Source organism: Candidatus Thiodiazotropha endolucinida (assembly GCF_001715975.1).
Taxonomy (GTDB): Bacteria; Pseudomonadota; Gammaproteobacteria; order Chromatiales; family Chromatiaceae; genus Thiodiazotropha; species Thiodiazotropha endolucinida.
This window is the reverse complement of the sequence record NZ_MARB01000015.1, coordinates 60,680-86,461: the sequence shown is the minus strand read 5'-3', so window position 1 is coordinate 86,461 and position 25,782 is coordinate 60,680. Positions and strand designations below refer to the sequence as shown.

At 52.5% G+C, this 25,782-nt stretch carries 21 protein-coding genes and 1 pseudogene; 9 read left to right on the top strand and 13 right to left on the bottom strand.

What is annotated here, in order from left to right:
- Positions 1-50: 50 nt before the first annotated feature.
- Entirely contained in the window at positions 51-1,787 is a 1,737-nt protein-coding gene (locus CODIS_RS13440) for a SpoIIE family protein phosphatase (protein WP_069126020.1), read from the bottom strand.
- Between the two features lie 202 nt (positions 1,788-1,989).
- On the opposite strand from CODIS_RS13440, the gene CODIS_RS13435 reads away from it, so the two are divergent.
- From CODIS_RS13435 to CODIS_RS13420, 4 genes are read left to right on the top strand one after another with little or no spacing between them, the layout of a single operon-like run.
- Positions 1,990-3,120, top strand: coding sequence for an ABC transporter permease (locus tag CODIS_RS13435; protein WP_083220759.1), 1,131 nt, complete (start codon positions 1,990-1,992; stop codon positions 3,118-3,120).
- A gap of 9 nt (positions 3,121-3,129) precedes the next feature.
- Positions 3,130-3,924 carry an ABC transporter ATP-binding protein gene (locus CODIS_RS13430; protein ID WP_069126018.1) on the top strand — a complete coding sequence of 265 codons (795 nt, stop codon included), beginning with the start codon at positions 3,130-3,132 and terminating at the stop codon, positions 3,922-3,924.
- Positions 3,925-3,929: 5 nt separating this feature from the next.
- Entirely contained in the window at positions 3,930-4,940 is a 1,011-nt protein-coding gene (locus CODIS_RS13425; RefSeq protein WP_069126016.1) for an MlaD family protein, read from the top strand.
- Positions 4,940-5,551 (top strand): PqiC family protein, encoded by a 612-nt coding sequence (locus CODIS_RS13420; RefSeq protein ID WP_069126014.1) that lies wholly within the window; start codon positions 4,940-4,942, stop codon positions 5,549-5,551. Before CODIS_RS13425 ends, CODIS_RS13420 begins: the two co-directional genes overlap by 1 nt.
- Positions 5,552-5,679: 128 nt before the next feature.
- Here CODIS_RS13420 and CODIS_RS13415 read toward each other — a convergent pair whose 3' ends face one another.
- Both CODIS_RS13415 and mfd read right to left on the bottom strand, forming a co-directional pair.
- On the bottom strand, positions 5,680-6,417 hold the full coding sequence (locus CODIS_RS13415; RefSeq protein ID WP_069126011.1) for a CsiV family protein: 738 nt from the start codon (positions 6,415-6,417) through the stop codon (positions 5,680-5,682).
- A gap of 428 nt (positions 6,418-6,845) precedes the next feature.
- Positions 6,846-10,325 carry a transcription-repair coupling factor gene (gene mfd, locus CODIS_RS13410; protein ID WP_069126008.1) on the bottom strand — a complete coding sequence of 1,160 codons (3,480 nt, stop codon included), beginning with the start codon at positions 10,323-10,325 and terminating at the stop codon, positions 6,846-6,848.
- Between the two features lie 271 nt (positions 10,326-10,596).
- Here mfd and CODIS_RS13405 point away from each other — a divergent pair, with 271 nt between their 5' ends.
- On the top strand, positions 10,597-11,676 hold the full coding sequence (locus CODIS_RS13405; protein WP_069126006.1) for a pentapeptide repeat-containing protein: 1,080 nt from the start codon (positions 10,597-10,599) through the stop codon (positions 11,674-11,676).
- A 43-nt stretch (positions 11,677-11,719) separates the two neighbouring features.
- Here CODIS_RS13405 and CODIS_RS13400 read toward each other — a convergent pair whose 3' ends face one another.
- From CODIS_RS13400 to CODIS_RS13390, 3 genes are read right to left on the bottom strand one after another with little or no spacing between them, the layout of a single operon-like run.
- Positions 11,720-12,022, bottom strand: a complete 303-nt coding sequence (locus CODIS_RS13400) for a hypothetical protein (protein WP_069126004.1) — start codon at positions 12,020-12,022, stop codon at positions 11,720-11,722.
- A 17-nt stretch (positions 12,023-12,039) separates the two neighbouring features.
- Positions 12,040-12,708: an SCO family protein gene (locus CODIS_RS13395; protein WP_069126002.1), complete on the bottom strand. Its 669-nt coding sequence runs from the start codon at positions 12,706-12,708 to the stop codon at positions 12,040-12,042.
- Between the two features lie 7 nt (positions 12,709-12,715).
- Complete coding sequence (locus CODIS_RS13390; RefSeq protein ID WP_069126000.1) at positions 12,716-13,720, bottom strand: COX15/CtaA family protein; 1,005 nt, start codon at positions 13,718-13,720, stop codon at positions 12,716-12,718.
- A gap of 130 nt (positions 13,721-13,850) precedes the next feature.
- Between CODIS_RS13390 and CODIS_RS13385 the strand changes: the two genes are divergently transcribed.
- From CODIS_RS13385 to CODIS_RS13375, 4 genes and pseudogenes are all read left to right on the top strand, one after another.
- Positions 13,851-15,221, top strand: coding sequence for a cbb3-type cytochrome c oxidase subunit I (locus tag CODIS_RS13385; RefSeq protein WP_235615222.1), 1,371 nt, complete (start codon positions 13,851-13,853; stop codon positions 15,219-15,221).
- A gap of 317 nt (positions 15,222-15,538) precedes the next feature.
- Positions 15,539-16,051 (top strand): gamma-glutamylcyclotransferase family protein, encoded by a 513-nt coding sequence (locus CODIS_RS13380; RefSeq protein WP_201259033.1) that lies wholly within the window; start codon positions 15,539-15,541, stop codon positions 16,049-16,051.
- A gap of 213 nt (positions 16,052-16,264) precedes the next feature.
- Positions 16,265-16,681, top strand: a pseudogene (locus tag CODIS_RS21755) (bacteriohemerythrin); the annotation flags it as partial.
- On the top strand, positions 16,682-18,898 hold the full coding sequence (locus CODIS_RS13375; protein WP_235615220.1) for a sensor domain-containing protein: 2,217 nt from the start codon (positions 16,682-16,684) through the stop codon (positions 18,896-18,898). It abuts the pseudogene before it with no gap.
- A 97-nt stretch (positions 18,899-18,995) separates the two neighbouring features.
- Here CODIS_RS13375 and CODIS_RS13370 read toward each other — a convergent pair whose 3' ends face one another.
- The 7 genes from CODIS_RS13370 to CODIS_RS13340 are packed head-to-tail and all read right to left on the bottom strand — an operon-like array spanning position 18,996 to position 25,457.
- Positions 18,996-19,673 carry a TonB family protein gene (locus CODIS_RS13370; RefSeq protein ID WP_069125991.1) on the bottom strand — a complete coding sequence of 226 codons (678 nt, stop codon included), beginning with the start codon at positions 19,671-19,673 and terminating at the stop codon, positions 18,996-18,998.
- Positions 19,670-20,071: an ExbD/TolR family protein gene (locus CODIS_RS13365; protein ID WP_069125989.1), complete on the bottom strand. Its 402-nt coding sequence runs from the start codon at positions 20,069-20,071 to the stop codon at positions 19,670-19,672. Before CODIS_RS13365 ends, CODIS_RS13370 begins: the two co-directional genes overlap by 4 nt.
- Positions 20,061-20,723 (bottom strand): MotA/TolQ/ExbB proton channel family protein, encoded by a 663-nt coding sequence (locus CODIS_RS13360; protein ID WP_069125987.1) that lies wholly within the window; start codon positions 20,721-20,723, stop codon positions 20,061-20,063. Before CODIS_RS13360 ends, CODIS_RS13365 begins: the two co-directional genes overlap by 11 nt.
- Positions 20,720-21,430 (bottom strand): sulfite exporter TauE/SafE family protein, encoded by a 711-nt coding sequence (locus CODIS_RS13355; RefSeq protein WP_069125986.1) that lies wholly within the window; start codon positions 21,428-21,430, stop codon positions 20,720-20,722. The genes CODIS_RS13360 and CODIS_RS13355 overlap by 4 nt, the downstream gene beginning before the upstream one ends.
- Positions 21,427-22,482, bottom strand: coding sequence for a 4Fe-4S binding protein (locus CODIS_RS13350; protein ID WP_069125984.1), 1,056 nt, complete (start codon positions 22,480-22,482; stop codon positions 21,427-21,429). The genes CODIS_RS13355 and CODIS_RS13350 overlap by 4 nt, the downstream gene beginning before the upstream one ends.
- Positions 22,479-23,270, bottom strand: a complete 792-nt coding sequence (locus CODIS_RS13345) for an Ig-like domain-containing protein (RefSeq protein WP_069125982.1) — start codon at positions 23,268-23,270, stop codon at positions 22,479-22,481. The genes CODIS_RS13350 and CODIS_RS13345 overlap by 4 nt, the downstream gene beginning before the upstream one ends.
- 12 nt (positions 23,271-23,282) lie before the next feature.
- A complete protein-coding gene (locus CODIS_RS13340; protein WP_069125981.1) occupies positions 23,283-25,457 on the bottom strand; it encodes a TonB-dependent receptor in 2,175 nt (724 codons plus the stop codon).
- Positions 25,458-25,782: the final 325 nt, after the last annotated feature.

Sequence of the window (25,782 nt, the reverse complement as noted above, 5' to 3'; positions counted from 1 at the left end):
CAAGCTGCTACTGTAGCACTCCTTGGGTTGGTTTTGATATTTGCAAGGGCTTAGAGTTTATCCTCCCATACGTAAATAGCTTCTGCTTTGTTACCTGGTTCAAAGAATTGAAGCTGCTTGACCAGTGATTTTACCAACATTATTCCGCGTCCGCTGTAAAGGGTCTCATTTGTCACATGTTGTGACAATGTCTTGAATTCGAACCCATGCCCACTGTCTTCCACCGTTATCACAATATATCCACTATTGTTGTTTTGATGGATTCTCAATCCGATGCGTATCTGTCCTTTTGTCAATGCCTCCAGGCGTTGCTCCCGTTGTTGGAAATAGTTGGTGAATCCATCTTCCCCCTGTTTAAGCATGGAATCCAATTGCAGTACACCGTGATCCAGGGCATTGATATAGAGCTCGGTGAGGATGGTGAATAACGGGCGCCGATGCTCATGCAGTCCGGCTGTCTCCTGAATGTAGTTGATAAGTATGGGTACAGGATCGGCCTGACGCAGTTGACTGCCGTAAAGAATGAGCTGAAACTCGATGCAGTCAGGTTGCTCATGGGAAAACAGGTTTTGCGGCATATCCCCGTCAGTTACAAAATGGTGCGACCCCGATTCCCAGCCAGGTAACAGCTCGCGGATCAGCGGCACTTCGACAACACTGATGTCATCATCTTGGGGGGCGTCCTGGCAAAATGCTTCAAGATCCTTGGCGAGTTTATCCATTATGTAAGAACTGCTGTCGCTCTTCCTGATGGCCTCGATGAACCGCTTTTGGCCGAACAATTCACCGTTCAAATCACGCGCTTCGGTAACGCCGTCAGTTGCGAGAATAACCCTGTCACCCTCATCGACCCGCAGGTGATGAAAGTCATCCCTGAAATCGATATCCGGAGCGATACCCAAGGGGAGGGATTTTGATGCAATTTCATACTTAAGACGCATACTCTCATTCTCGATTAAGTAGCAGTCCGGCATACCGCAATTGATAATTGAGATATGATCCAATTGGTGGTCGATCTTAACGAATTGGGCAGCCAAGAACATCCCGGTTGGCAATAGATCGTGCAGCTTGTTGTTGATGGCGAATAGTATCTGTTGGGGAGCAAACCCCTTGGCTGTCATGGAGCGAAATGCTTCAGAGGTTGGCAATGCACCCAGTGCTGCGGCCAATCCATGGCCGGTGAAGTCACCCAACAGGACATGCAGGTCGTGTGATGGGGCGAACGCGGTCAGCATCAGATCGCCACTGAATACGCTGGCAGGTTTCAACAGGCTGCGGATATGCTCGAGGGCCACATTGCCGGCGATGACCGCTCCGCTGAACACCTGTTCGGCAATCTCTTCGTCACGCTGCATGCGACTGTAGAGCATACGGGTGTCCCGATGTAGGGTGCGGATGCGCTCCATGGCCTTAACCTTGGCTGATAACACTGTGAAACTGTACGGTTTGGAGAGAAAGTCATCACCGCCAACCTCGACACAACGGGCAAGGGCCTTTTCATCGGACATGGCTGTGAGGAAAATAATGGGGACGAATTGGTCACCTGCCAGGCGTTTGATTTCGGAAGCAGCTTCATAGCCATCCATGACCGGCATCATGACATCCATGAAAATAATATCCGGACTCTGTTTTTTGAAATGCTGTATGGCCTCAGCCCCGTTCTCGGCCTCAATCACGTTGTAACCGTGTTTTTTTAACAACGCCTTGAGAATCATACGGTTTGTCACTTCGTCCTCGACAATGAGTGCGATTCCGTTGTGCTGAGGTTGAATTGAGATTTTTGGCATTGTGCTTACCGAAATTATTATTGATGTACAGAAAGTCAGGTTTTATTAAATGTAACAAACTCAAATGTGCCCGGTTTTACTCCTGATGTACACTAGGGCCAATTGGATTAGTGATAACAGGCCCTAGCTGAAGCCGTGGACGTTAGGCTGCAGTACCATATTGTGATATGAAGATACGCCAAATCTACCTGGAAACCTATACGTGTCCGATGATTCGCTGACAATATCATACCCATCCGAGAGCCGGGCGGTGCTCTCTTTTAAGGGTTCCTGGACACTGCGTGATGTAAGTTTCGACTGGCAGGGAGTGATACAGGAACTGACTGATCGTAGAGGGCTTGAAGCGATTTCACTCGATACCGGCCGGCTTGTTCGCTGGGACAGTCAATTTCTGAGTCTCGTGCTGCATCTGCATGATTTTGCCCACCAGCGGGATCTGCAGCTTGATACTGAGGGTTTGCCGGAAGGGGTCCGCAGGTTGCTGAAACTGGCTCAGGATGTCCCTGAACGCAAAGGTGCACGGCGTCGGGCGCAGTCCTATTCATGGCTCTATCGTATCGGAGCAATGACCCTGAAGGCATGGCGGGAGTCAGTGCTGTTCACGCGGTTTGCCGGTGAACTGACGCTCTCTCTGTTGCGACTGTTCTCCGGTAGGGCGAATTTTCGCGCTATCGACTTTCTGCATTTTCTTCAAGCAGCCGGTCCGGAGGCTCTCCCAATCGTCAGTCTGATCGGTGTGCTGGTCGGGGCGGTGCTTGCATTCGTTGGCGCCATACAACTGCAGATGTTCGGCGCTGAGATCTATGTCGCCAATCTGGTAGGCTTGGGATCGGTAAGAGAAATGGGGGCCATGATGACCGCCATAATCATGGCCGGTCGAACCGGCTCTGCCTATGCGGCTCAACTTGGTACCATGCAGGTCAACAATGAGATCGATGCATTGAAAACATTCGGAATCTCTGTAGTGGATTTTCTCGTGCTGCCGCGGTTTTTAGCACTGTTGATTATGCTGCCATTCCTTACCCTTTGGGCTGACATGCTGGCAATTCTTGGGGGCTTGATGGTCGGTGTCTGGGTATTGGATATCTCGCTGATCGAATATCTGATTCAGACCCGGGAATCCATGGGATGGGGCGATTTGGCGGTCGGCACGGTGAAGAGTGTACTGTTTGCCATAGTAATCGCCATGTCGGGGTGCCTGCGGGGACTGCAGAGCGGCAGGAACTCTTCGGCGGTTGGGCATGCAACAACTTCAGCAATGGTGACGGCGATACTGCTGATTGTTATTTGGGATGCCATATCAACATTGATCTTCAATCAATTGGGGATATGAGCGATGGCGATGAATACTGCATCTGTCGAAACTCCGGCAATATCGCATATCGAGGTCAGGGACCTGACCATGGCATATGGTGATTTCGTGATCCAGCGCAATCTCAACTTTACAATCCGGCAGGGTGATATCTTTATCGTCATGGGTGGCAGTGGGTGTGGCAAGAGTACCCTGTTGCGTCATTTGATCGGACTGATAAGGCCGGCAAAAGGCGAAATATACTATCATGGCCACGGATTCTGGCAGTTGGATGAGGAACGGCGACATGACCTGATGCGAAGAATGGGGGTGCTCTATCAAAGCGGCGCCCTCTGGAGCAACATGACATTGGTGGAAAATATCTCACTGCCGATCGAGACCTATACGGATCTGTCCACGGCGCAAGCGCGGGAATTGGCATCCTATAAGCTGTCTCTGGTCGGTCTCAAGGGTTTTGAGGGCTACCTTCCCGCTGAGATCAGTGGTGGTATGCAGAAGCGGGCAGGACTCGCCCGAGCGATGGCGCTGGACCCGGAATTGCTGTTCTTCGATGAACCGTCCGCTGGGCTGGATCCTGTCAGCGCGAAACGGCTGGACGACTTGATTATCGAGTTGAGTGAGAGTCTTGGTACCACGATCGTGGTAGTGACCCATGAATTGGCGAGCATATTCGCTATTGGCAATAATTCGGTGTTTCTCGATTCCGAAAGCAAGACCATGATTGCTCATGGCAATCCGTGTGATCTACTGCAAAGCTGCAATGATCCCAGAGTACAGGCATTTCTGACCCGGGGCACGGATGCCTCATCCACCCCAGGAATCTGAATAGTATGCAATCGAAGGTCAGTCCAACCCTCATCGGTCTCTTCGTTCTGGCATCGCTGGTATTGGGATTGAGCGCAATATTTCTACTCTCCGACGGCAATCTGTCTCATCAATCCACACGCTTTATTCTGTTTTTCGAGAGTGATGTCAAGGGGCTTCAGGTCGGCTCGCCGGTGAATTTTCGGGGCGTCAGGATTGGCAAGGTCGAGTCGATGTCGATCACCTATTTCAAGGAGAGTCGAGAATTCAGGATTCCCGTCATCATCGGCATCGATGATACGCGGGTAGGGATCGATGGTGTACAGACAGGCAGCGGTGTATTGATCGGATTGGATGAACTGATCAGGCAGGGGCTTCGGGCGAGACTCAATCTGCAAAGCCTGGTGACCGGAAAACTGGAGATAGAGCTCGATTTTCATCCCGGCACACCGATTCGGCTGGTGAGCACCAACTCGGAATACCGGGAGATCCCCACCATTCAATCGAGTATGGAGCGAATCGCTACCGCATTGGAGGCCATGCCAATTGAACGGATTATGACACGCCTGTCAGGGATTCTGGACAGTATTGATGAGATGGCCGCCGACGGTGAGTTTGAGCGTTTGAAAGTGTCTCTGTTCCAGATAACCCGACGTCTCGATAGTATCACCCAACAGTTGCATCGGGTTACACCTCAACTCATAGACGATAGTTCAAATACCCTTGCTGAAGCACAGGTAATGCTGACAGAGATAACCAGAACCGCTACCAAATCTCAGCAGTTGATATCGGAGACAGAAGGCAGGCTGGCCAAGGCGTTCACCAGTTGGGAGCAGACCATGGCCAAGGGCGAGGTGGCATTCTCGCAGCTGGGGCAGGTGGCCTCCTCAACGGATGAGGTGCTCAGTGAGGATTCGCCGGTAATGACCGAACTGACTACCGCCCTGCGTGAACTGGGTGCGGCGGCAAGATCCATTCGGAATATGTCGCAGTACCTGGAACGCCATCCCGAAGCCTTATTGAGGGGGAAACAGTAATGCGATCTACACCTGGTGCGCGAATTGCGATTATCGCGCTTTTTCTTGCGCTGTTGTTTTCAGGCTGTGCCGGGACCTCGTCCCAACCGACCCGTTTCTATCGCCTCGATGGCCAACCGGGCAAAGCAGAGACCCTCTCTCTGAAACCCCGGCCTGGACAACTGTTGGTGGGCATAGGCCCGATAACATTAACCACCTATCTCGATCGCCCGCAAATCGTCGAGCGCCAGACCCCTCATCGTCTGCAACTACATGAGTTCGACCATTGGGCAGGTTCCCTGCAGGAGAATATTGTTCAGGTTATTACTGACCTGATGCGGCAAAGGCTCGCTGATATGCAGCTCATTGCCTATCCATGGCATGGCACTATTAAACCCGATTACGAGGTGTTGCTGACCATCAACCGTTTCGAGCGTGAAGGTGACAGGATCTGGTTGCAACTTCGTTGGAGCCTAATTCGAAGTAGTGACAACAGGCTTATGGAGATGCAACGGCTTGTAATCGAAGAACCTTTGCAAGGCAGTGGCGTTGAAGCGGGAGTGGCCGCTGCCAATCGTGCCGTGGGGCAGCTGTCTGAGCGGATAGCCACTGCAATCCTCGCCGTTGAATAGTAATCACGGGTATGTCCAGGCAATTATGTCTCGTTCCCACGCTCCGCGTGGGAATGCATACGATAAGTCGCTAAAGTGAGGTATGAGTTCCCCCCCAGGAGAGTGAAAACCGGAAACAAGCCGCTGCGCTACTGAGTCGCGGGTTTTTGTTCCACTTGCCCCTGCGGCCGGGTCTGGGTCGGCGGAACTATCGTCGGAACCGGCACAGGGGTTTCAATGATTTCGGGTTGTGGCGGTTCATAGCGTTCTGCGATCGTCAGCAGGCCGATCACCGGATGGTCGATGTAGTGGAGTTTTCCGCTGCGCATGCGCCTGCTCTCCCGCATCCGATAATGCTGGAAGCGTGGCGTAAAACCAAAGTTGTCATCATTCGCTTGCGCAGTGCTTCCACGGGTGCTTCTATGTAACACAATATCTGCATCCAGGTGCAGATAGCGTTTGATGCTGAATTTCAGGGTGCCCTCGAGTTTCGGTGGATTGAAATCCGAGACCTTTGCGCCATCGGCGGGCAACAGAGAGAATTGGACCTGTTTAGCCTTGTCTGGATGTTCCATCGGCTGACGCCATGCAACATGGTAAAGGGGGCGGTAGTCACGGGATCTGCGCATTTGACGCCAGGCGTCATTCAGGGATTTCTCCTCAGCGGGCAAGGCACGGAAGGCGACGGGTTTATTATGCTCTAGCGGTTGTCCCTTTGTGAACCAGGTCGCATTGCTTGGCGACGGTCTCCCCGGATCATCGGGCCATCCCTCAGTGGATCCGGCACCTGGCGCAATGCGCTCGAAGATCAGCACCTCAAATTGATACCAAACGGGGGCGTTGTCATTATCTGCGCCCGCTGCCGGTAACATCATTGGTTGCATCATGAGTGCGCCTATAAGCAGAGCGCTTAACTTTTCCCGGAACCTTCTCATCTGGTAAACCTTATCAACCCATTCTCATCAATTGCACTAGGGCCTGTTAACACTAATCCAATACGCCCTGCTGGGGCTGTTTTCGTGCCCAGCAAGGCAGAATGAGCGTAGTGTAGTTATTCTACATGAGCGAATGATAACGCCGCTGGGTGCGAAAACAGCCCGGCCCTTCGGGTTGTGCCTGAAAAAGCGCCACTCGGCGTTGCTCGTCGTTCATTTGGAATAACCAAACTTCTCTCCTCGCGCCTTGATTGGCGCTTTTTCAGGCACAACAGGGCGCATTGGATTAGTGTTAACAGGCCCTAGTATATTCTTCGGTCGATACTGGAAAGTGCGCCAGTAGCGGCTTCATTATGCATGCCATCCTTTGTTGAACCACATCAGTCTATCAGGCTGTCAAGCAGGGTGTGTATTTTTTTAACCCGCCCGTCGGGCGTCTCGAGATCGGCGAAATAGCGTAGTTTATCATTCCCATCCAGCTTGTATGTATTGGGCCGGCTCTGAATCAGGCCGATCAATATGGCCGGATCGAGTTTAGGGTTCTCATCAAACAGCAGTCGCGCCCCTTTGGGCCCGGCCTCAATCTTACGAATACCCAGGGGGTGGGCGCGCAGTTTCAGCTCTGTGATTTCAAACAGATTCTTTGTCGCTTCAGGCAGCAGTCCAAATCGATCGATCATCTCAACCTGCAGATCTCGCAGCTCGGTCTGGTCCTTGGCGCTGGCGATGCGTTTGTAGAGAACCAGACGTGAATGAACATCGGGAAGATAGTCTTCCGGCAGCAGAGCGGGGATATTGAGTTCGATCTCCGTACCGTGGTCCAGCGGCCTATCCAACTCCGGTTGTCTGCCGGCCTTAAGCGCCGCTACCGCCCTATCGAGTAGCTCGGTATAGAGTGAAAAGCCGATCTCCTGGATCTGGCCGCTCTGCTCTTCGCCCAGTAACTCACCCGCACCGCGAATCTCCAGGTCGTGAGTGGACAGGGTAAAGCCAGCGCCAAGATCTTCAAGGGATTCAATGGCTTCAAGGCGTTTTTTGGCATCCGCTGTCATGCTTCCCGGCGGAGGTGTCAGCAGATAGGCATAGGCCCGATGATGGGAACGGCCAACACGGCCGCGTATCTGATGAAGTTGGGCCAGCCCCAATTTATCCGCCCGGTTGATAATCATGGTATTGGCACTGGGTACGTCGATACCGCTCTCGATGATCGTGGTGCAGACCAGCAGGCTGAAACGCTGGTGGTAGAAGTCGCGCATGATCCCTTCCAGTTCCCGTTCACGCATCTGACCATGGGCAATCTGGAGTCGAATGCCGGGCAGCAGGGATTCGAGCCGTTCAGCCATATTTTCAATGGTGCTGACCTCGTTGTGCAGAAAATAGATCTGTCCGCCGCGCTTCAACTCCCGTTGGCAGGCCTCGATGATGAGGCTGTCATTCCATTGGCTGACAAAGGTCTTGACCGGATGGCGCAGGGCAGGCGGGGTGGCGATGATGGAGAGATCGCGCATCCCCGACATGGCCATGTTGAGGGTACGTGGTATGGGGGTGGCGGTCAGAGTCAATAGGTCGACCTCACTTCGCAGTGCCTTGAGCTTCTCTTTGTGGCGCACGCCAAAGCGATGTTCTTCATCGATGATCACCAAACCCAGATTTTTGAATTTGATCTCCTGTGACAACAGTTTATGGGTGCCCACAACGATATCGATAGTTCCATCCCGCAGGCCATCGATCACCTTTTGCTGCTGTTTTCCGGTACGGAAGCGGGAGAGGCTCTCCACCTTCACCGGCCAGTCGGCGAAGCGATCGGTGAAATTCTGGTAGTGTTGTTGCGCCAGCAGTGTGGTTGGCACCAATACCGCAATCTGTTTATTGCCCTGGGTTGCCATGAAAGCGGCCCGCATGGCGACTTCCGTCTTGCCGAAACCGACATCGCCGCAGACCACCCTGTCCATGGGGCGGGTTGAGACCATGTCCTGCAAGACGGCGTCGATAGTCTGGAATTGGTCCGGTGTCTCTTCGAAATCGAATGAAGACGCGAAGGCCTGATACTCGTCATCCGGTGTGGGAAAGGCTACGCCCTGGCGTGCGGCGCGCCTGGCATAAATCTCCAGCAGTTCCGCAGCAACATCACGTATCTGCTTGGCTGCCTTGCGTTTTGTTTTTTCCCACTGGTCCCCGCCTAAACGGTGCAGCGGTGCGTTTTCCGGGGATGCCCCGGCATATCGGCTGATCAGATGGAGCGAGGCGACCGGTACATAGAGTTTATCGCCGCGGGCGTACTCCAGGGTAAGAAACTCTGTCTCCATGCCGCCTACATTGAGGGTCTGCAGACCGAGATAACGACCCACGCCATGATCTTCATGCACCACCGGGGCACCCATGTGCAATTCGGTAAGGTTGCGTACAATCTGATCCGGATCCTGACTGACCTTGCGCCGCCTTCGTTCCTGGCGTACCCGCTCGCCATAGAGCTGGGTCTCGGTGATCAGGGCGATACCCTGTTCCTGCAGCCAAAGTCCCTGCTCCAGTGGCGCCACGCACAGTGCTATCTTGATATTGTCGTTGAGAAAGGATTCCCAGCCATCAACGACCTTGGGATCAATATGGAGATCCCGCAGGGTTCCCAACAACATCTCCCGTCGACCGGCGCCTTCGGCGATAATAAGCACCCGTGTGGATTTGTTCTCGAGAAAATGCCGCAATGCGGAGGCTGGATCCTTGCTGCGCACCTGGAATGCAACCGGGGGAGGCAGTTTGGAACTGAAGTTAACCACATCGGCATAGCCTTTACTGCGTGCCGCTATTTTGTGGTGGCTCAGCATGATTGAGTGACCCTGCTTCAAAAGCGAGGCAAGTTCGTCTGCCGAAATGTAGAGCTTGCTTGGCGCCAGCAGGGGCCGTTCGAGATCATGACGGCGCTCTTCAAACCGCGCCTTCACCTCATTGAAGAAGATTGTCGCCCGGTCTCTCACCTCTTCCAGTTCCATCACCATATGGTGTTCCGGCAGGTAATCGAAAAGGGTTTCCGTCTGTTCGAAAAACAGCGGCAGGTAGTACTCAAGGCCGCCGGGTATCCTGCCATCGGAGACATCCTGATAGATCAGGCTTTGCTGCAGATCCCCTTCGAACTGGCTACGGTAGTTACGGCGAAATCGATTGATACCCGCTTCATCCATGGGAAACTCCCTGGCGGGGAGCATTTCGATGCGTGGGACCTTGTCACAGGAGCGTTGGCTCTCCGGATCGAAGGTTCGTATGGTATCGACCTCATCGTCGAACAGATCGATACGATAGGGGCGTTGGCTGCCCATGGGGAAGATATCGAGCAGGGATCCCCTGACAGCGAATTCACCATGGGAAAAGACTTGCGAGACACACTGATAGCCGCCATGTTCGAGCCGTCGCCGGGTTTCATCCAGATCGATGCTTTGTCCGCATTCGACAATCAGGCAATGAGCGTCGAGAAAGCTCTTCGGTGCCAGGCGCTGCATCAATGTGGAAACTGGGGCGACAAGTACGCCACGCTGCATCCGCGGCAGGCGGTAGAGGGTCAGCAGCCGCTGCGAGATCAACTCGGGCAAGGGCGAGAAGAGATCGTAGGGCAGGGTCTCCCAATCGGGGAAATTGACCACCGGGACATCCGCAGTGTCGAGAAAGAATCCCAGTTCTCGCTCCAGCCGGGTGGCTGACTGCATATCATGGGTCACCACCAGCAGCAGGCCCTGATAGGCACTCGCCGCATTGGCGATTGCCAGTGCGGCGCTGGATCCATGTAATCCGCCCCATTGCAGCCGTTCGCCAGCAGCCTGCGGTAGAATGGGTTCGAATGGAGATAGCGGTTGTACGGGTTTTTCAGACATTGAGCAAGCTTGGTGGACTGGATTGAAAAACAGGCGATTGTCTCACAAAGTACTGGAGAACGGCCAATCGGGATAGGGATTATTTGATCTTCAAAACCCTGAAAGTAGCAATCTGTTCGCTCCTGTTATATTCATACTACTTTCTTCATAGAGCTTTATACATCGCACCATTTCACTCTCTATTCCTCCGAAAATTTATGGTAGTTATAGGTTGAGTAAGCAACGTTAATGAGTATTCTAGAGTCCTGTTTGGATACAACATTAAGGAGGCATGTTGAAAAAAACCATACCAAACCTGATCGGCCTCATGGCCGTGTTGTTACCTGCCCAGCTTTCAGCCGGCGAACTGGCTGTCCAGCAACTGCTCGATCAGAGAAGCTGTCAACAATGTGATCTCAGGCAAGCTGACCTGCGGATGCAGGATCTGAACGGTGTCGATCTGCGTGGCGCCCGGCTTGACAACGCGATGTTCTATCAGGCCGATCTCAGTGGTGCCCGCTTGGAAGGCGCAACGCTAAAGGGCGCGAGTTTCGCGCGAACCGATCTCCGTGGGGCTTCAATGCAGAATTTGGACCTGTCGCGTGGCAGATTCAGCCGGGCCAATCTAAGCGGGGCAGACCTGCGTGACGCTAACCTGAAGGAGGCCAACCTGGAAGGGGCGGATCTCTCTGCTGCAAACCTGAGCGGGGCCAAGCTTGAGTCAGCCATATTGGCGGGTAGCAGGCTCGATAGTGTGGTGTTGGCAGGTGCCGTTCTCGATAGCGCCAATCTGCGTGGAGTCAATCTGACCAAGACAGCTGATCTGTCTGGGGCCAGTTTCAAACAAACCGATCTGCGAATGGCGAGGCTATCCGGCCTGGATCTGCGAGAAATCGATTTTACCCGAGCAAGACTACTGAAAGCGGATCTAAGCGGTGCAAACCTGAAGCAGGCCCGATTCATCGATGCGGAGCTGAAGAAGGTGGCATTCGTTGATGCAAACCTGCATGGCGCCAATTTCGAAGGGGCGAGAATGCACGGTGCGAAACTCAAAGGCGCGAAACTCGAAGCGGCGACGCTGAGGGGCATGGAACTCAGTGGGAATCTGATCGGTGTGGATTTCTCCAATGCGCAAATTTCACGGGTGAGGTTCAACGGCGCCAATTTGAAGGATGCGAAATTTCGTTCGGCGCAATTGGAGTATGCCGATTTTGAGGGTACTAACCTCTATGGTGCCGATTTCACGGGTGCCAGTTTACACCGCTGCAATCTACGCAAGGCGAATCTTCGTAAAACCCGATTCGATGGGGTCGATCTAGAGGGTAATCTGCTCGAAGGCGCAATGGGACTGCATCAATCGCCTGTGAATTGAGCATTGAAACTTTCGCTCTGCCATGCGCGTCAGGCCCTAGATCTCAGGACTTGAACAGATCCTCTGCCGCCTGGCGTAGGGCATCTTGTGAAGTTTGGGTATCCTTGCCCTTGATCTCCGCGGTGGGTTCGAAATATCCGCAGAAGTTGGCCTTCTCCTTGTCCATAACCCGATCCGCCACCGGCTCTTCACACTGATTGGGTCTGTTTGGTGCGTACCAGCGACAGTTGCGACATACCCGTGTCGGTTTTCCACACGATCGGCAGGTGGTTTCACGGCCATAATCGACTGTCTCCAACTCACTGCCGCAGCATTGCCAGCATTTGCCATTGATCGGATCGTTCATGCCATTCTCCCTCGGTGCTATCGTGCAATTGTTGTCAGACTGCTAATGGCAATGAAATCATTCGCCATCTTTTCTGCATCGTGAGGGGGGCTGAAGTAGGCATGGAAACGACCTTGCGGATCGACAAGAATGATTGAGGCCGAGTGGTCCATGACATATCCCATCGCACTGTCTTCGGTCTCCACCCGCCTATAGAGTATGCCGAGTGGCTTGGTCAACGCTTGCAGGGCTTCCTCCGGCCCGGTTGCGCCTACGAAGGAGGGATCAAAATAGGTCACGTATTCGGACAGACGTTCTAGCGAGTCCCGTTCGGGGTCTACTGATACAAAGGTCACCTGGTAGGGTTTGGTGGATTTCTGAGCCTGGATTCTGTCATGCATCTCAGCAAACAGAGACATGGTTGTGGGGCAGATATCCGGACAGTAGGTATAACCGAAACTCATGAATGTCCAGCGCCCAAGCAGGCTCTGATTATCATAGGCTGCGCCATTGTGGGTAGTCAACGAAAAAGGCTTGAGTGGTCTGAACTCAGGCATCAGCAATGCCTGTTCGGTCTTCACCGGCTCATCTACGGGAGCCGAAGATCTTTTCAGCGGCAATAAATACCAGACAACCAACCCGGCAACTACCGATACCGCGATGATCAGTGGTATGAGACTCATACGTGATGTGTCGTTTTCTTTCATCGTGATGTTATTCGTGTCTTCTCGAAACCCAGATAAGTGTCACTAACAATAAGAGCAGCAGTGCTGCACCTCCATTGTGTGCTACTGCAATGCTTAATGGAAGGTGCCCGAGTACATTCGTTATACCAAGGGTAATCTGAATGACCAACAGTATCAGAAGGCTGAGCCCCAGCTTTCTAAGCAGTGGTGAGGATTCAAGACGTGCCAGGCGCCAGACCAGGAATCCCAGAGTGAGAGCTGTGATCAAGGCGCCGATTCGATGGGTTATGTGGATGGCGGTCCTTGCATCGTTTTCAAGCACACCGAACTCATAGTTGACACCCAGGCCCCGCCACAACACGAAAGCTTCGCTGAAGTCTGTTTCAGGCCACCAGGAACCGGCGTAACAGGTGGGGAATTCGGTGCAAGCCAGGGCGGCGTAATTGCTGCTGGTCCAACCGCCCAAGGAAATCTGTAACACAAGAATCATCAGAGACAAATGTATCAGCCTGCGTGTCGATCTGGAGGTGTCGATGGCGTGGGCCGGGCCGACCGGGCGTAACTTAAGCACCAGAAGACCCAGCAGAACGAATGTGGCAAAACCACCCAGCAGGTGGGCAGTGACAATCGCCGGTTTCACCAACAGAGTCACAGTCCACATGCCCAGGAGGGCCTGAAAAATGACCAGCAACAGTAACAGTGTGGGTAGCAGCAGGGGTTGCATGACGTAGCGTCGATTACGCCAGGCAAGCATTGCCAGCATCAGGATGGTTATTCCCAGGCTGCCCGCCAGATACCGATGCACCATCTCTTTCCACGCCTTGTCTTGATCCAGTGGCCGGTCGGCGTAGGCGCGATTCGCGTCTTCAACCGCTTTTTCGTCAACCGGTACCACCAGCTTGCCGTAACAACCGGGCCAGTCGGGACAACCCAGCCCGGCATCCGAGAGGCGCACATAGGCTCCCATCAATATCACACAGAAGGCCAGCAGGCAGGTAAATGCGGCAAGGCGATATTGGTAGATAAATGTCATTTCCATCACACCAAGGTACGATATGAGCCGTTCCTATGGCAAATCTGTGTGGTTCCCGTGGGATATGGATATTTTGCCTGTCTAGCCGTGAAGTAGCAGGCCAAATCGTTGAAAGTTAGGGTGAAAAGGTTTGATAGAAGTTGATGACAATGGGGTGATCGTTGTACCTGTCCCTGAGCAGGCGCACAGAAAGCTGGCTGTGAGATGGTTGCAGTTGGGGGTGTTGGCGCTGGGATTGGCGGGATTGTTTGCCTTGCTGCTGGTGCTCTCGCGCACCCCGGGCAGCGAGGCCTTCTTTCCCTGGGTGGATTTTTTCCGTACCGCCTTGGTGGTGCATGTGGATCAATCAGTACTGATCTGGTTTCTGGCCATGTCCGGGGTGGTTTGGTGTTTGACTGCACAGGCGGGATCCGGATCGATACGGCTGCAGTATCTTGCCTTTGGATTGGCCATGATGGGGGCCCTGGGTATCGCCCTATCCGCCTTTTTAGGCGATGGGGCACCGCTGATGAACAACTATGTGCCGGTATTGCAGCGACCTCTGTTCTTTCTCACTTTGGGTTTATTCGGCTTCGGTATCGCATTGCAGGCACTGATCGGTCTGAGTACTTATCGAAGCGTCTTGTGGAGCCATCTCCATCTACCAAGCCTGGCTGCTTTCACGGTTGCCCTGGCGGTATTGATCTCTCTTGCGGCGCTGTTGACGGCTTGGTGGCAGATACCGGCAGAGGTGACTGGGCAGAGTTACTACGAGTATCTTTTCTGGGGGGCGGGGCATAGCCTGCAGTTTGCTTATACTCAATTGATCATCCTTGCCTGGTTATGGCTTGCCCTGCATAGTGGGGTAGCCTTGCCCGGTGATTCTCGCTGGTACTACTGGCTCTTGATTCTCGGTATAGCACCGGTGTTACTGGTACCGTTGATCTACCTGTTCTACCAGACAGTGACCATCGAATCCCGTACAGCTTTCACCCAGTTGATGCAGTATGGTGGCGGTCTGGCGGTTACCCCGATTGGCATTCTGATATTCATCGGTCTGCTGCAGGCGAATAGTGCAGAGTCAAAGGAGAGGCCCCTGCGCCGAAGCCTGTGGATGTCGATGCTGCTGTTTTTTTCCGGTGGTGCCATTGCACTGTTCATCTCCGGTGTGAATACCATTATTCCTGCCCACTACCACGGTTCCATCGTGGGAGTCACCATGGGATTGATGGGGCTCGCTTATCTGTTGCTTCCTAAACTGGGTTATCCGCCTGTACAAGGCAGGCTGGCCGAACTGCAGCCTTGGATATATGGCACCGGGCAATTGCTGCATATCACCGGATTGGCCATGTCCGGTGCCATGGGCATCCAGCGCAAGACGGCCGGGGCGGCCCAGGGTCTGGATACGCTGTCCGCCAAACTGGCGATGGGTGTGATGGGTATAGGTGGTTTGCTTGCAGTCATCGGCGGGGTTATCTTCGTTTGGGTCATGTTGCGTATCTTTATCACCACCAGATCATAAATGGGAATAGTGAATGAAACGGTTTATCTAACTATGCCTTTTATGCTTCCTTAGTGGCTGCTTGTCGCTGATGACTATCCACAGGCATGAAGACCTCTGCAGACCGCCGCCGTAGAAGTCTGGCTAATTTGACGCAAGTTCAGTCGCTACAGTGACTACAATATCATTCATCAGATCAACAGCAGCCATGGCCGTGCCGTTGAGATGGATATTGAAAAAATGCCGGAAGCTTACTGAGGGACAGGAAGTAAAATACTGGTTGCGTCGTTGACCGGTGTATACACTGAGTTGAATAGGCTCTTCTCTTGAGTGCTCATATGCTTTATTTCTCTTATGGATCAAATATGTCGAGCAGGCGGCTGCTGAGTAGAGTGCCTTCGGCAAGATTTGTTACTTCGGCATCACTACCTGGCCATGAATTGCATTTCCATAAGAAAAGCCTGGACGGTTCCGCTAAATGCGATGCCTATGAAACAAAAAGCGACCGGTACACTGTGAGTGGCGTCATTTTTGAAATCGCCAAGTCAGAGAAGGCAGTGTTGGATAGCAAAGAGGGATTAGGTCAAGGGTACGAGGAAAAAATGGTTGAGCTCATTGATCCCGATGGTGAGATGCTAGCCGCCTATACCTATTACGCCACATTCATCGATCGCACATTAAAGCCATACCATTGGTATAAGCACCATGTGCTCACTGGTGCTCTGGAATATGATTTGCCTGCGACATATATAGAAAAACTACGGCTGATTGAATCAATGGAGGATCCTGATCCACAACGACATGCATTTGAAATGGCAATCTATGCGAACAGCATGACACCGATCGGTTAAATCCACTATTCATTAGGGGGGATTTGAAACAGCTATGACTTGGTGCAAGTTGTGAATTATGGATTACAATAGGGAGAAAAAGAGCAGTAGAAATGACGGGTAAGGTTAACAGAGAAAATATCAATCAGATGCTTACGGGTCTATGACCCTTGTCGGTAGCGCCATCAGTGGTATTCGTTACAAGTAAATTTCAATCCCAACAAAGGTACTGGTATGAGAGCGGTTGAAACTGAGAATTCAATCGAATCGTTCGAGATTTTTCCATGGGACAAAAATTTCGAGACGGGTATCGCTCTAATCGATGAACAGCACCAGAAACTGGTGCAAATACTCAATCACCTTGCTGTTCATCTGGCAAACCGTTCAAGTAAAAAAATCCTAAATGAGGTTTTTGATGAGCTGTTTGATTATGCCGACTATCACTTCAAGGCGGAAGAGGAGGTTTGGCGTAAATACCTTCTCAACGATGAATCATTTAATTCCCACGAAAAAACCCACAAGTCCTTTATTTCACATGTCATTGATCTCAGGGGCAGGGAGGGTCGCGAAGACTATGATCAGATTATGCAGGATACGGTCGGATTTCTGACCCACTGGCTTGCCTACCATATCCTGGATAACGATAAACGCATGGCGAAAGTGATTCTTGCCATTGAGAACGGCAAAAGTGTCACTCAGGCCAAGCAGTCGGCTCACGAAGAGATGAGCGGTTCAATGCAGCTGCTCATAGAGACAGTGTTGAAGATGTACGACAGTCTGTCGTCGCGAACCATGGACCTGATGCGTGAGAAAACGCTGCGCAAGCAGGCTGAACAGGCCTTGCTTGAAAACGAGGAAAAGTGGCGCTTTGTTTTTGAAAGCAATCACGAAGAGGTTTGGGATTGGGATATCCAGAAGAGTAACGAGACGCATCATAGCGTCGAAAACACACTCGTGCATATTATTGACCGCGAACTTGTTCAGGATTTTAGTTCATCCAGGATTCATCCGGATGATATCGCCCTGGTAAAGCATCATTTGCAGTTGCATCTGGATGGCAAAACACCGTTTTTCACAAGCAAACATCGACTGCTGCATAAAGATGGTTCTTGGACATGGGTGCTTAGCCGGGGAAAAGTCGTCAGCCGGAATGAGCAGGGTTTGGCATTACGCATGGTTGGAACCCATTCCGACATCACCGAGCGTGAGTTGGCGTCAATCATATTCCGTGCAAGCAGTCAGGGGATGATGATTTCGGATAAAGACAACCGGATTATCAGCGTGAATCCTGCATTTACCGAAATAACCGGTTATCCGCCTGCCGAGGTCATTGGCAAAGATCCTAAATTCCTTGCATCTGAGAGGAACAGTAAAGAGCTGTACCGCAAAATGTGGGACGAAATAAATGAAATCGGTCATTGGCAAGCTGAGCTCTGGAACAGAAACAGGTCGGGAAAGGAATTCTATTCTTACCTGAGTATCAACACCGTATTGGATGATCAAAATCAGATTGATCACTATATAGGGCTTTTATCTGATATCACCGATAAGAAAATAAATGAAGACCTGGTGCTCAGGCATGCAAATTACGATGTCCTGACAAATCTGCCAAATCGGCGCATGTTTTTCACTCTTCTGGATACTGAAATCAAACGGACAAGGCGCAGGCAGGCTCAATTTGGGCTCTTCTTTATTGACCTTGACCATTTCAAGGAAGTGAATGACAGCCTCAGTCATGAAATAGGTGACAGGCTTCTGATAGACGCCACGCGTCGCATGCAAAACTGTATAAGGGAGTCAGATGCGATCGCGCGCATTGGCGGCGATGAGTTCGCCATGATTATCAGTGAACTGGGCTACACCTCAAGGCTGGACAGTATTGCCCAAAATATCATTGATGAGCTCAGTAAGCCGTTCAAGATTGATGTCAATCAGATATATATTTCTGCCAGTATCGGCATCACCATTTATCCTGATGATGGAGAAGAGGCATCAAGTCTTCTAAAGAATGCAGACCAGGCGATGTATCGGGCAAAAAAGTCCGGCCGCAGCCGTTTCAGTTATTTCACCTCAGAAATGCAGGCGGCTTCGATCAAACGGCAGTTTCTGCTGGGAGATTTACGCAATGCACTATCCAGTAATCAATTCGAGCTGGTTTACCAGCCGGTAATTGACCTGTCCAACGGTTCCGTTGGCAAAGCAGAGGCATTATTACGCTGGAAACACCCGGAAAGAGGAATGATATTACCTGCCGAGTTTATCTCCCTGGCAGAAGAGTCTGGGCTGATTATTGATATTGGCAACTGGGTTTTTGATGAAGTGATGCGGCAATTGGTTGAATGGTCAGACAGGACCTGTGAAGGATTTCAGATCAGTATCAACAAATCACCCTTGCAGTTCCGTAACAGAATAGCGCATCAACAGTGGCTGCAGCAGTTGAAAAAGCTGCAATTGCATGGAAGCAGTGTAGTCGTCGAAATCACCGAAAATCTGCTGATGGAAAATGAAAGCAGTGTGCATGAGCAGTTGCTGGTGTTCCGGGATCATAATATCGAGGTGGCACTGGATGACTTCGGAACCGGCTACTCCTCACTCTCTTACCTCAAAGACTTCCATATTGATTTCATCAAGATTGACCAATCATTCGTGCGAAACCTTGAAGAAGATTCGCAGGAAATGATTTTATGTGAAGCGATGATTGCAATGGCTCACAAGCTGGGAATTAAGGTTATTGCCGAGGGTGTTGAAACTGAAAGCCAGATGCAGTTGTTAAAGCACTCCGGCTGTGATTATGCGCAGGGTTATTTTTATTCGAAACCCGTTAGTGCTGGAGAATTTGAACGTTATCTCCCTGATGCAGAAGGCTGATCCTGCTCTGTATGTCAGGAAACTGAACAGAGTTTGGATTCCATCTTCAAAATAGTCGATAAACTGTGATTGGTGGTGCATGGCACCACACTGCCAACTATTTTTCCAGGGTATAGGCCATGGCGTAGTGAATCGGTATCGGACATTCGATCTGGGAAGGTGGCTGCGGTAACGGTTGTGCGGCATCGATGGCTTTACCCGCCGCTTTTCGCAACAGGCCATGAGGCCCTTTAATGGTCAGCTTTGATACCTTGCCATCACAGGAGAGGTTGAAGCTGACCTCGATCTTTCCCTCCATATTCCTGCGGCGCGCGACTGTTGGATAGGTTTTTTTTGCTTCAATCACGGCCAGTAATTGTGCCAGATACTGTTCCCTCAGGTTGACTTTGGGTTGAACCCGTGGAGGCGGCGGTTGTCTTGCAAGCTGTTTCTCCTCAGGGGGAGTGACGGGTACCGTTTCAGCGACAACCGGTTTGGGCATGGCTTTGCTCCGGCTCTTTTTTTTGATTTTTGGTTTTACTTTCGGTTTCGGTTTCGGTTTCGGCTTTGGCTTGACGACCTGTTTTTCAACAGTCTTCGGTGGTTGTATGACCTCGGGAATGATTTCCGGGAGTGGCTTTTGAAATGTCAGTTGCACCAATAGCTGTGGTTTTTCGATCTGCTCGACGGCGGCCTGGGTGACCATTTTGTCAGACCATTCTGTGATAATCGTAAGGTGCAGTAGCAGAGAGAACGACAGTGCCAGCAGACGCCAACCGGTGCTTGTTCTGGTCATGGCTTCTCTGTGAGAATATCGAGGGATTCGGCGCCGGCACTACGTGCAGCATCGATCACCTTCACCCCCGCTCCGAAGGCAGCGGCCTGGTCACCCTTCAATCTTACATAACGCTTGTTGGGGGCGTGCAGGGCGCCGCGCAGTGTATCCTCCAGGTTGTCCAGTGTTGCCGCCCGGCCATCCACCAGCAGATCTCCATTGGGTAACAGGGCAACCTCCACCGTGTCATCATCATCACTTGGTAGGCTGCTTTCCGCCACCGGCAGTTGTATATCGATGGCTTCGTCTTCAATGAAGTGGGCCGTGAGCATGAAAAAGACCAACAGCAGGAACACGATATCAATCAAGGGTGTGAGATTGAGTACCTGGCTGGAGCGTCTTTTGTACTCATACTCCATCGGTGATGTTCTCCCACTGGTGAGTCTGTTGCACCTCCGTTATGAGTACGGGTTCGAGACTACGTCTCTCCAGTAACAGTGCGATACAACGGCTTAGTTTCTTCGCACGGCGTTCGACGCTCCCTTCCAGAAAATGCAGCATCAGCAGCAGCGGAATGGCGACCGCAAGTCCCACGCCGGTAGTGATCATGGCCTCCCAGATCCCACCGGCCAGGGCCTGTGCATCCACTTTACCCCCCGCCTGCTCGATAACCATGAAGGCCTTGATCATGCCGGTGATGGTGCCCAGCAGGCCGAGCAGGGGGGCGGTGTTGCCAAGTATGCCAAGGGTTCGCAGGCCGAACTCCATGCGTTGGATCTCCTCGCCACGCACACGCTCACCCACGCCTCGAAGGTCTTTCACACCCTCGGATTGTGCCTCTACCACGGCACGGATCACGTTGGCCTCCGGTCCCTTGAGTGCTGCAATCTGCTGTTGGGCCTGTGACTCATCGAGTAGTTGTCCCAGTCTTGCCATCCAGTTTTTTGGCAGTTGCCGCAGGCGTAGAAACAGAAAATAGCGTTCCAGCACAATGGCCAGTCCTATGGATGAGTAGAGGGCAAGGATCCAGATAACCGGCCCGCCCTTGGCAAGGAGTTCAGTGATGCTCATGGTGTGATCCATCCGAATGCGGTGGCACAACCGATCATGACTAGCAGTCCGATGCTGGTGTTTTCCAGGGCGGCTCGGTGGTGTGCTAGGTGGAGTCTGATCTGGTGACCGAAATGGGCTACGCCAAAGGCGAAGATAAGGGTTGGTAGAATGACTGCGCCCACGGCGAAAGCGACACCCAGGGATGCGCCCGAGAGGATACTGGCGCTTGTCGCCGCGGCAAGAATTATTGTCGTCAGGGGGGCGCAGGGATTGAATGCCATGCCCAGTCCCATCAAGTAGAGGCCCCCGGGCAGACTACCTTGACTCATGAGACGGTTTTGCTGAGGCGGTCTGTTCTCGATCGTTACGGTGCGTGTCGTGGAGCAGGCCGAATTACATCCGCTGGTGCGGCGTCGCCACAGAATGGAGAACGCCACCAGAATCGTAGCGCCACCCAGCAGCCAGCGAACCCAGGGACCGGCAACCAGATCTTCCACCCAGAGACCGGCCCAACCCGCCGCGCCCGCCAGCAAGGTGTAACCACTGATGCGGCCCAGGGAGAATGGGAGCAGGATGCGCCAGGCGCCCGTAATGCCATCGTCTCTGGTGGTGAAGACAGGCCCCAGATAGGGGAGGCAGGCGATATTGCATGGGCCGGCACCGAAACTGAGTCCCAGCAACAGTGCGGCACCGAAGCTGAGGCTGACCGGTTCAATGGGTATCATGACGACTCTGCCTTCGATGACATGGGCCGTTTTTTGTACCAGGCGATGAGATTGCCTTTCTCCCATTGGGTTTGCTGTTTCTTACGCTGCTTGAAGTATTGCGGACTGGAACTAAAGATCGGGAACAGGGTGTATTTCAGCTGCAGCACATCCTTGTCGGGACAGAACTCCACGCAGCGGCCACAAAGTGTACAGTCCTCAAAGGTGACATTACGGCTCTCCATATCGGTATGGATCTCATGTATATCCATGGGGCAGGCCTTGGCGCAAAGGCCGCAGCGATCGCAACGAGGCGTACCGTTCTTTATCAGACGCAGCAGACCGATTTTGCGAAAAACCGCATGCAGGGCAAGCATGGGGCAGATGCGGCAGAAGGGCTGGCGCACAGTCAGCGCCAGCGCAATCATCAGACCGAAAATAAAATCCCCCAGCAATGACATCACAATGGTGGTTGTGTTGGCGGTGTCCAGATAGAGCTGTGTGGTTTCACCGGTAGCCAGGGTGGTAAGTATGCGACTGGGACAGATGCGACAGAACGGGTCGCCCAGATCGTGATTCAGCATGCCCATGCCGGTTAGCAGGGGAAATGCGAAGACCAGCAGAAGCAAGATGAACCACTTTGCCGGGCGAATTCGGCTGACCAGATCTCGGGAGAGTGTCTCATGACGTTGCAGACCGAGTTTCTGGCCAATAATCTGGAGGATCTCCTGGAAAGTGCCCAGTGGGCAGATCCAGCCGCAGAAGGCCTTGTTCAATACCACGAATAAGAGCAGGAAAGTGCCCAGGGTTATAAGTGTGGGCATGACGCCCATCAGCAGGTTTCCCCCCTTGGCAATTGCCTCGCCCAGGCGGTGATCCATCTGGTGCTGGATCGGTATCAGGGTGCAGAGGTCGGAACCTTGAAAATCGTAGGCGCAGCTCAGGGCGGGCAGGGAACCGCTGATCTTATCTTCCAGATAGTAACCGGTGATAATCCCGCCGTAGACAAAAAAGATAAAGGCGCCAAGCTGTACAATTTTGCGTAACACGGAAAGGTTGATTGGATTGTTCATTGCACCATTCCTCCGCTTCTTTTAACTCGGCCAAGGAAGCCGCCGGCGATAAATCCGATGCCGACCACCAATAGACCCAAACGGGTTGATTGCCAATGAGCGGGGTTGACACGATAGTCGGCGTTGAGTTGAGTGGTGTAGCGCCTATTTCCTTCAAGGTATTCGCTGCTGACAGTGAACTGGCCAAGCCTCTTATCCCGTTCTCCTTCAATCATGCCGGGGAAGTCGTCGGGGATCTGAAAAGAGACCCGACCGTGGGAATCGGTAGTCGATGATAGCTGCGTGCCGTTGGCGGTATTCAGTACGACCTCGAGGTCGTTGACCGGTCTGCCGTTGAAACGCACCAAATAATTCCAGCTCTGTAATGAGTGATAGCGATAGTGCTCCCGTGGAATCGGATCGGGTACTATCTCAAACTCGGTCTTTTGTTTCGCCACCAGTTGGGAGGGGCTCTGTTTGCTGGGGCGTCCGAACCTGTACTCGTAACGTATCACTGCCTCTTTGTGATCACCCCAATCCTTTTCCGCCACGATGGCGTGGTAGTTGTCGATACCGGTCATCGGTATCGTGACAACATTGTGATCGGGGGTGAGTTGTTGGGTAGAGAGATCCGGTTTCCAGAGAGTGATGATGGCGCCATCACCATTCTCCAGGACAATTCGCTTTTCGCCGCGGTGATCATGGGCGGGTTGAGGGGGCTTGGTTGCGTCCCCGCCCTCCGCACCGATTGCAACACCGGCGAGAGAGAGCATACAGGCAGGGATAACAACACCTAACAGTTGATGCATGGGATGCTTTCCTTAAAAGTTATAGGTGTAACTCAGCATGGCGCTGCGCGGTGAGGCAGCCGAGAAGGTCTTATCGCCGCTGGTGCTCTTCTTGACTTCAAGGGCGTAGAGTTTGTCGAACAGGTTTTCCACATTCAGCGAGAGCGTGTGAGGACCGGTTTGATAACTCAGCAGCAGGTTCGTGACAAAATCATAGCCGCCATACTTTTCCGTATTGGCGTTGTCGACGTAGTAGCTGCCCCAGCTGTTGCTGCGCAATATCGCTTTGAAACCTGCCGGGTGACTGTAGCCCATGCCGAGGCCGTATTGTTGCCTGGGTATGAATGGAAGCTGATTGCCGGAGCGATCGACCGGTGTTTGGTTTCGGCCTGTACGCACCAACTCCTCAAAGTCAGTGAAGCTGTAGTCGCTGTAAGCAAAACTGCCTTCCAGCCAGAAATGGCGGTTGAGATCGTAGCGCCCGCTCAACTCCAATCCCTTCTTCAACGTCTCGCCGGCATTTTGAAACTCTGTGGTCAGATCCTCATTCAGTACCGAAACGATCTCATCACTGACGGTGGTGCGATAGAGGGCGAGATCGAAGGACCATGCTTGAGCTCGCCCCTTCAAACCGATCTCCACATTGCGTGCGGTGGCGGCATCGAGTTTTGGGTTGCTCTGAATCTCCGACTCCGATGGGACCTGTCCCGACTGGGCGATGACAGTGTAGAGATTCAACAAGTTGCTGAGTTCATAGGTCAGACCCAGCTTGGGTGAGAAGAGGTTGAAGGTCTTATCTGTATTGGTGCTCTCCGGGGTGTCGAAGAAGGTATAACTTCCGGCGCCCCAGCTGTATTCGCCATAGGCGGTATTGTCGATATCGAAGTGGTTGCGGTCGTAACGAAAGCCGATGTCGAGGGTGGTGCGTCGATTCGGATGCAGGGTCTCCTGGATAAAGAAACCGTACAATGTATTAGTTGCATCCTCCTCCTCGAGCAATTCGCCGGCTTCATCGGAATTGGTATGCAGGATGGTTTCAGGCCCCATCGGGTTCCAGGGGGGCGGCGGGCTGGTTTCAACATCCGCATAGGTGAATTTTTTCGCGCCTTCGGTGTCATCGCGCCGGGCGGTCACACCCGCAACCAATGTGCTGGGACCCCAGAGCTGGTGCTTGTAGGCCATCTCGAGGTCTGTGCCGAGCACGAGTGTGCCAGGATTATCGTTGATTGCGCCGGTGACCGGATGGTAATGGTCCCAGCGGTTGGCGTAGATACGGGGTTTCAGGGTCAGGTCGCCCATCTCCTGTTCATAGCGGGAATTGAAAAACCAGATGGTCGAGTAGCGACCGCTGTGCTGCCAGGGACTGCTGGTGGTGTCCTTTTGCTCTCCGCTTTCCAGGTAGCTTTCGAATTCGTACTCATCCATAGATCCCGGGATCTGCAGATCCGCTTCGTGATAACTCAGCTCGGATTCCAGGGTGGCGCCGTTATCCAGCAGATAACCATGCTTGAATGCGAGCTGCTTGGACTCGAATTCATTCCATTCCCGCCAGTCGTTATCACTCTTCCGGTAAGAGGCGGTGAGCGAGTAGGCATTGCTGTCATCGATATCGCCGGCAAGACGGCCATGCAGATTGCCTTGACCGAAATCACCGACACCCAGTTTGATACGGTTACTGTCGGTATCGAACACCGACTTGGAAATGATCTGAATGGTGCCGCCGGAGGAGCCGGCGCCGAATAGTGATCCGGGGCCTTTGGTGATCTCGATGCGCTCGATATCCTGGGTGTCGATAAAGTCGAAACGGGAGAAGCTGTCCGGGTCGGTCATCGGTACGCCATCACGGATGACCATGATCTCCCGAACGCCGTAATTGGCCTTCTGCCCGGCACCGCGGATGATAAGACGGCTGTCATAGGCAGAATTCTTAGAGTTGATCAGAACCCCGGGACTGCCCTGGATGGCGTCCTTGATATTGAACATCTTTTCGCTTTCGATGCGTTCGGCATCGATCACGTCAATGGAACCGGCAACATCCTGGGTGCGTCGTTCGACACGGGAGGCGGTGACACTGATGATGTCATATTCTTCAACGGTATCTGGTTCTGCAACTACAGTCTCGTCAGCGGCAGATATGCTGAGATGAAAAAGGGTGAGAGAGATAATAACGGGGTATTTGAGATTATTGTTTCGTGGCAGGCGTTTCATACAACTTCATATCCGAATCAATCAGGCATAGGTTCACCTCAATGTGCCTTTTACCTGGGGAAAAATAGTGCGTCCTTGGACAGAGATCCCTGATACAAATGCAATTAGCGGACCAATCGTTAAGCTACTGAATTATATGTAATTAATAGATTGTGATAAGTGGAGGTGTGGGGCATATCACGTAACAGTGCGCCATATGGCATGAAGGTGCCTTGTCAAGGCTCTCCCCAGCTCAAGTGAGTACCAAACGGCTAAAAAAACAGCCGCAAATACTCGCGAATGATTTTTTAAGTCCGCAAATGAACGCGAATAAACGCAATTGTGT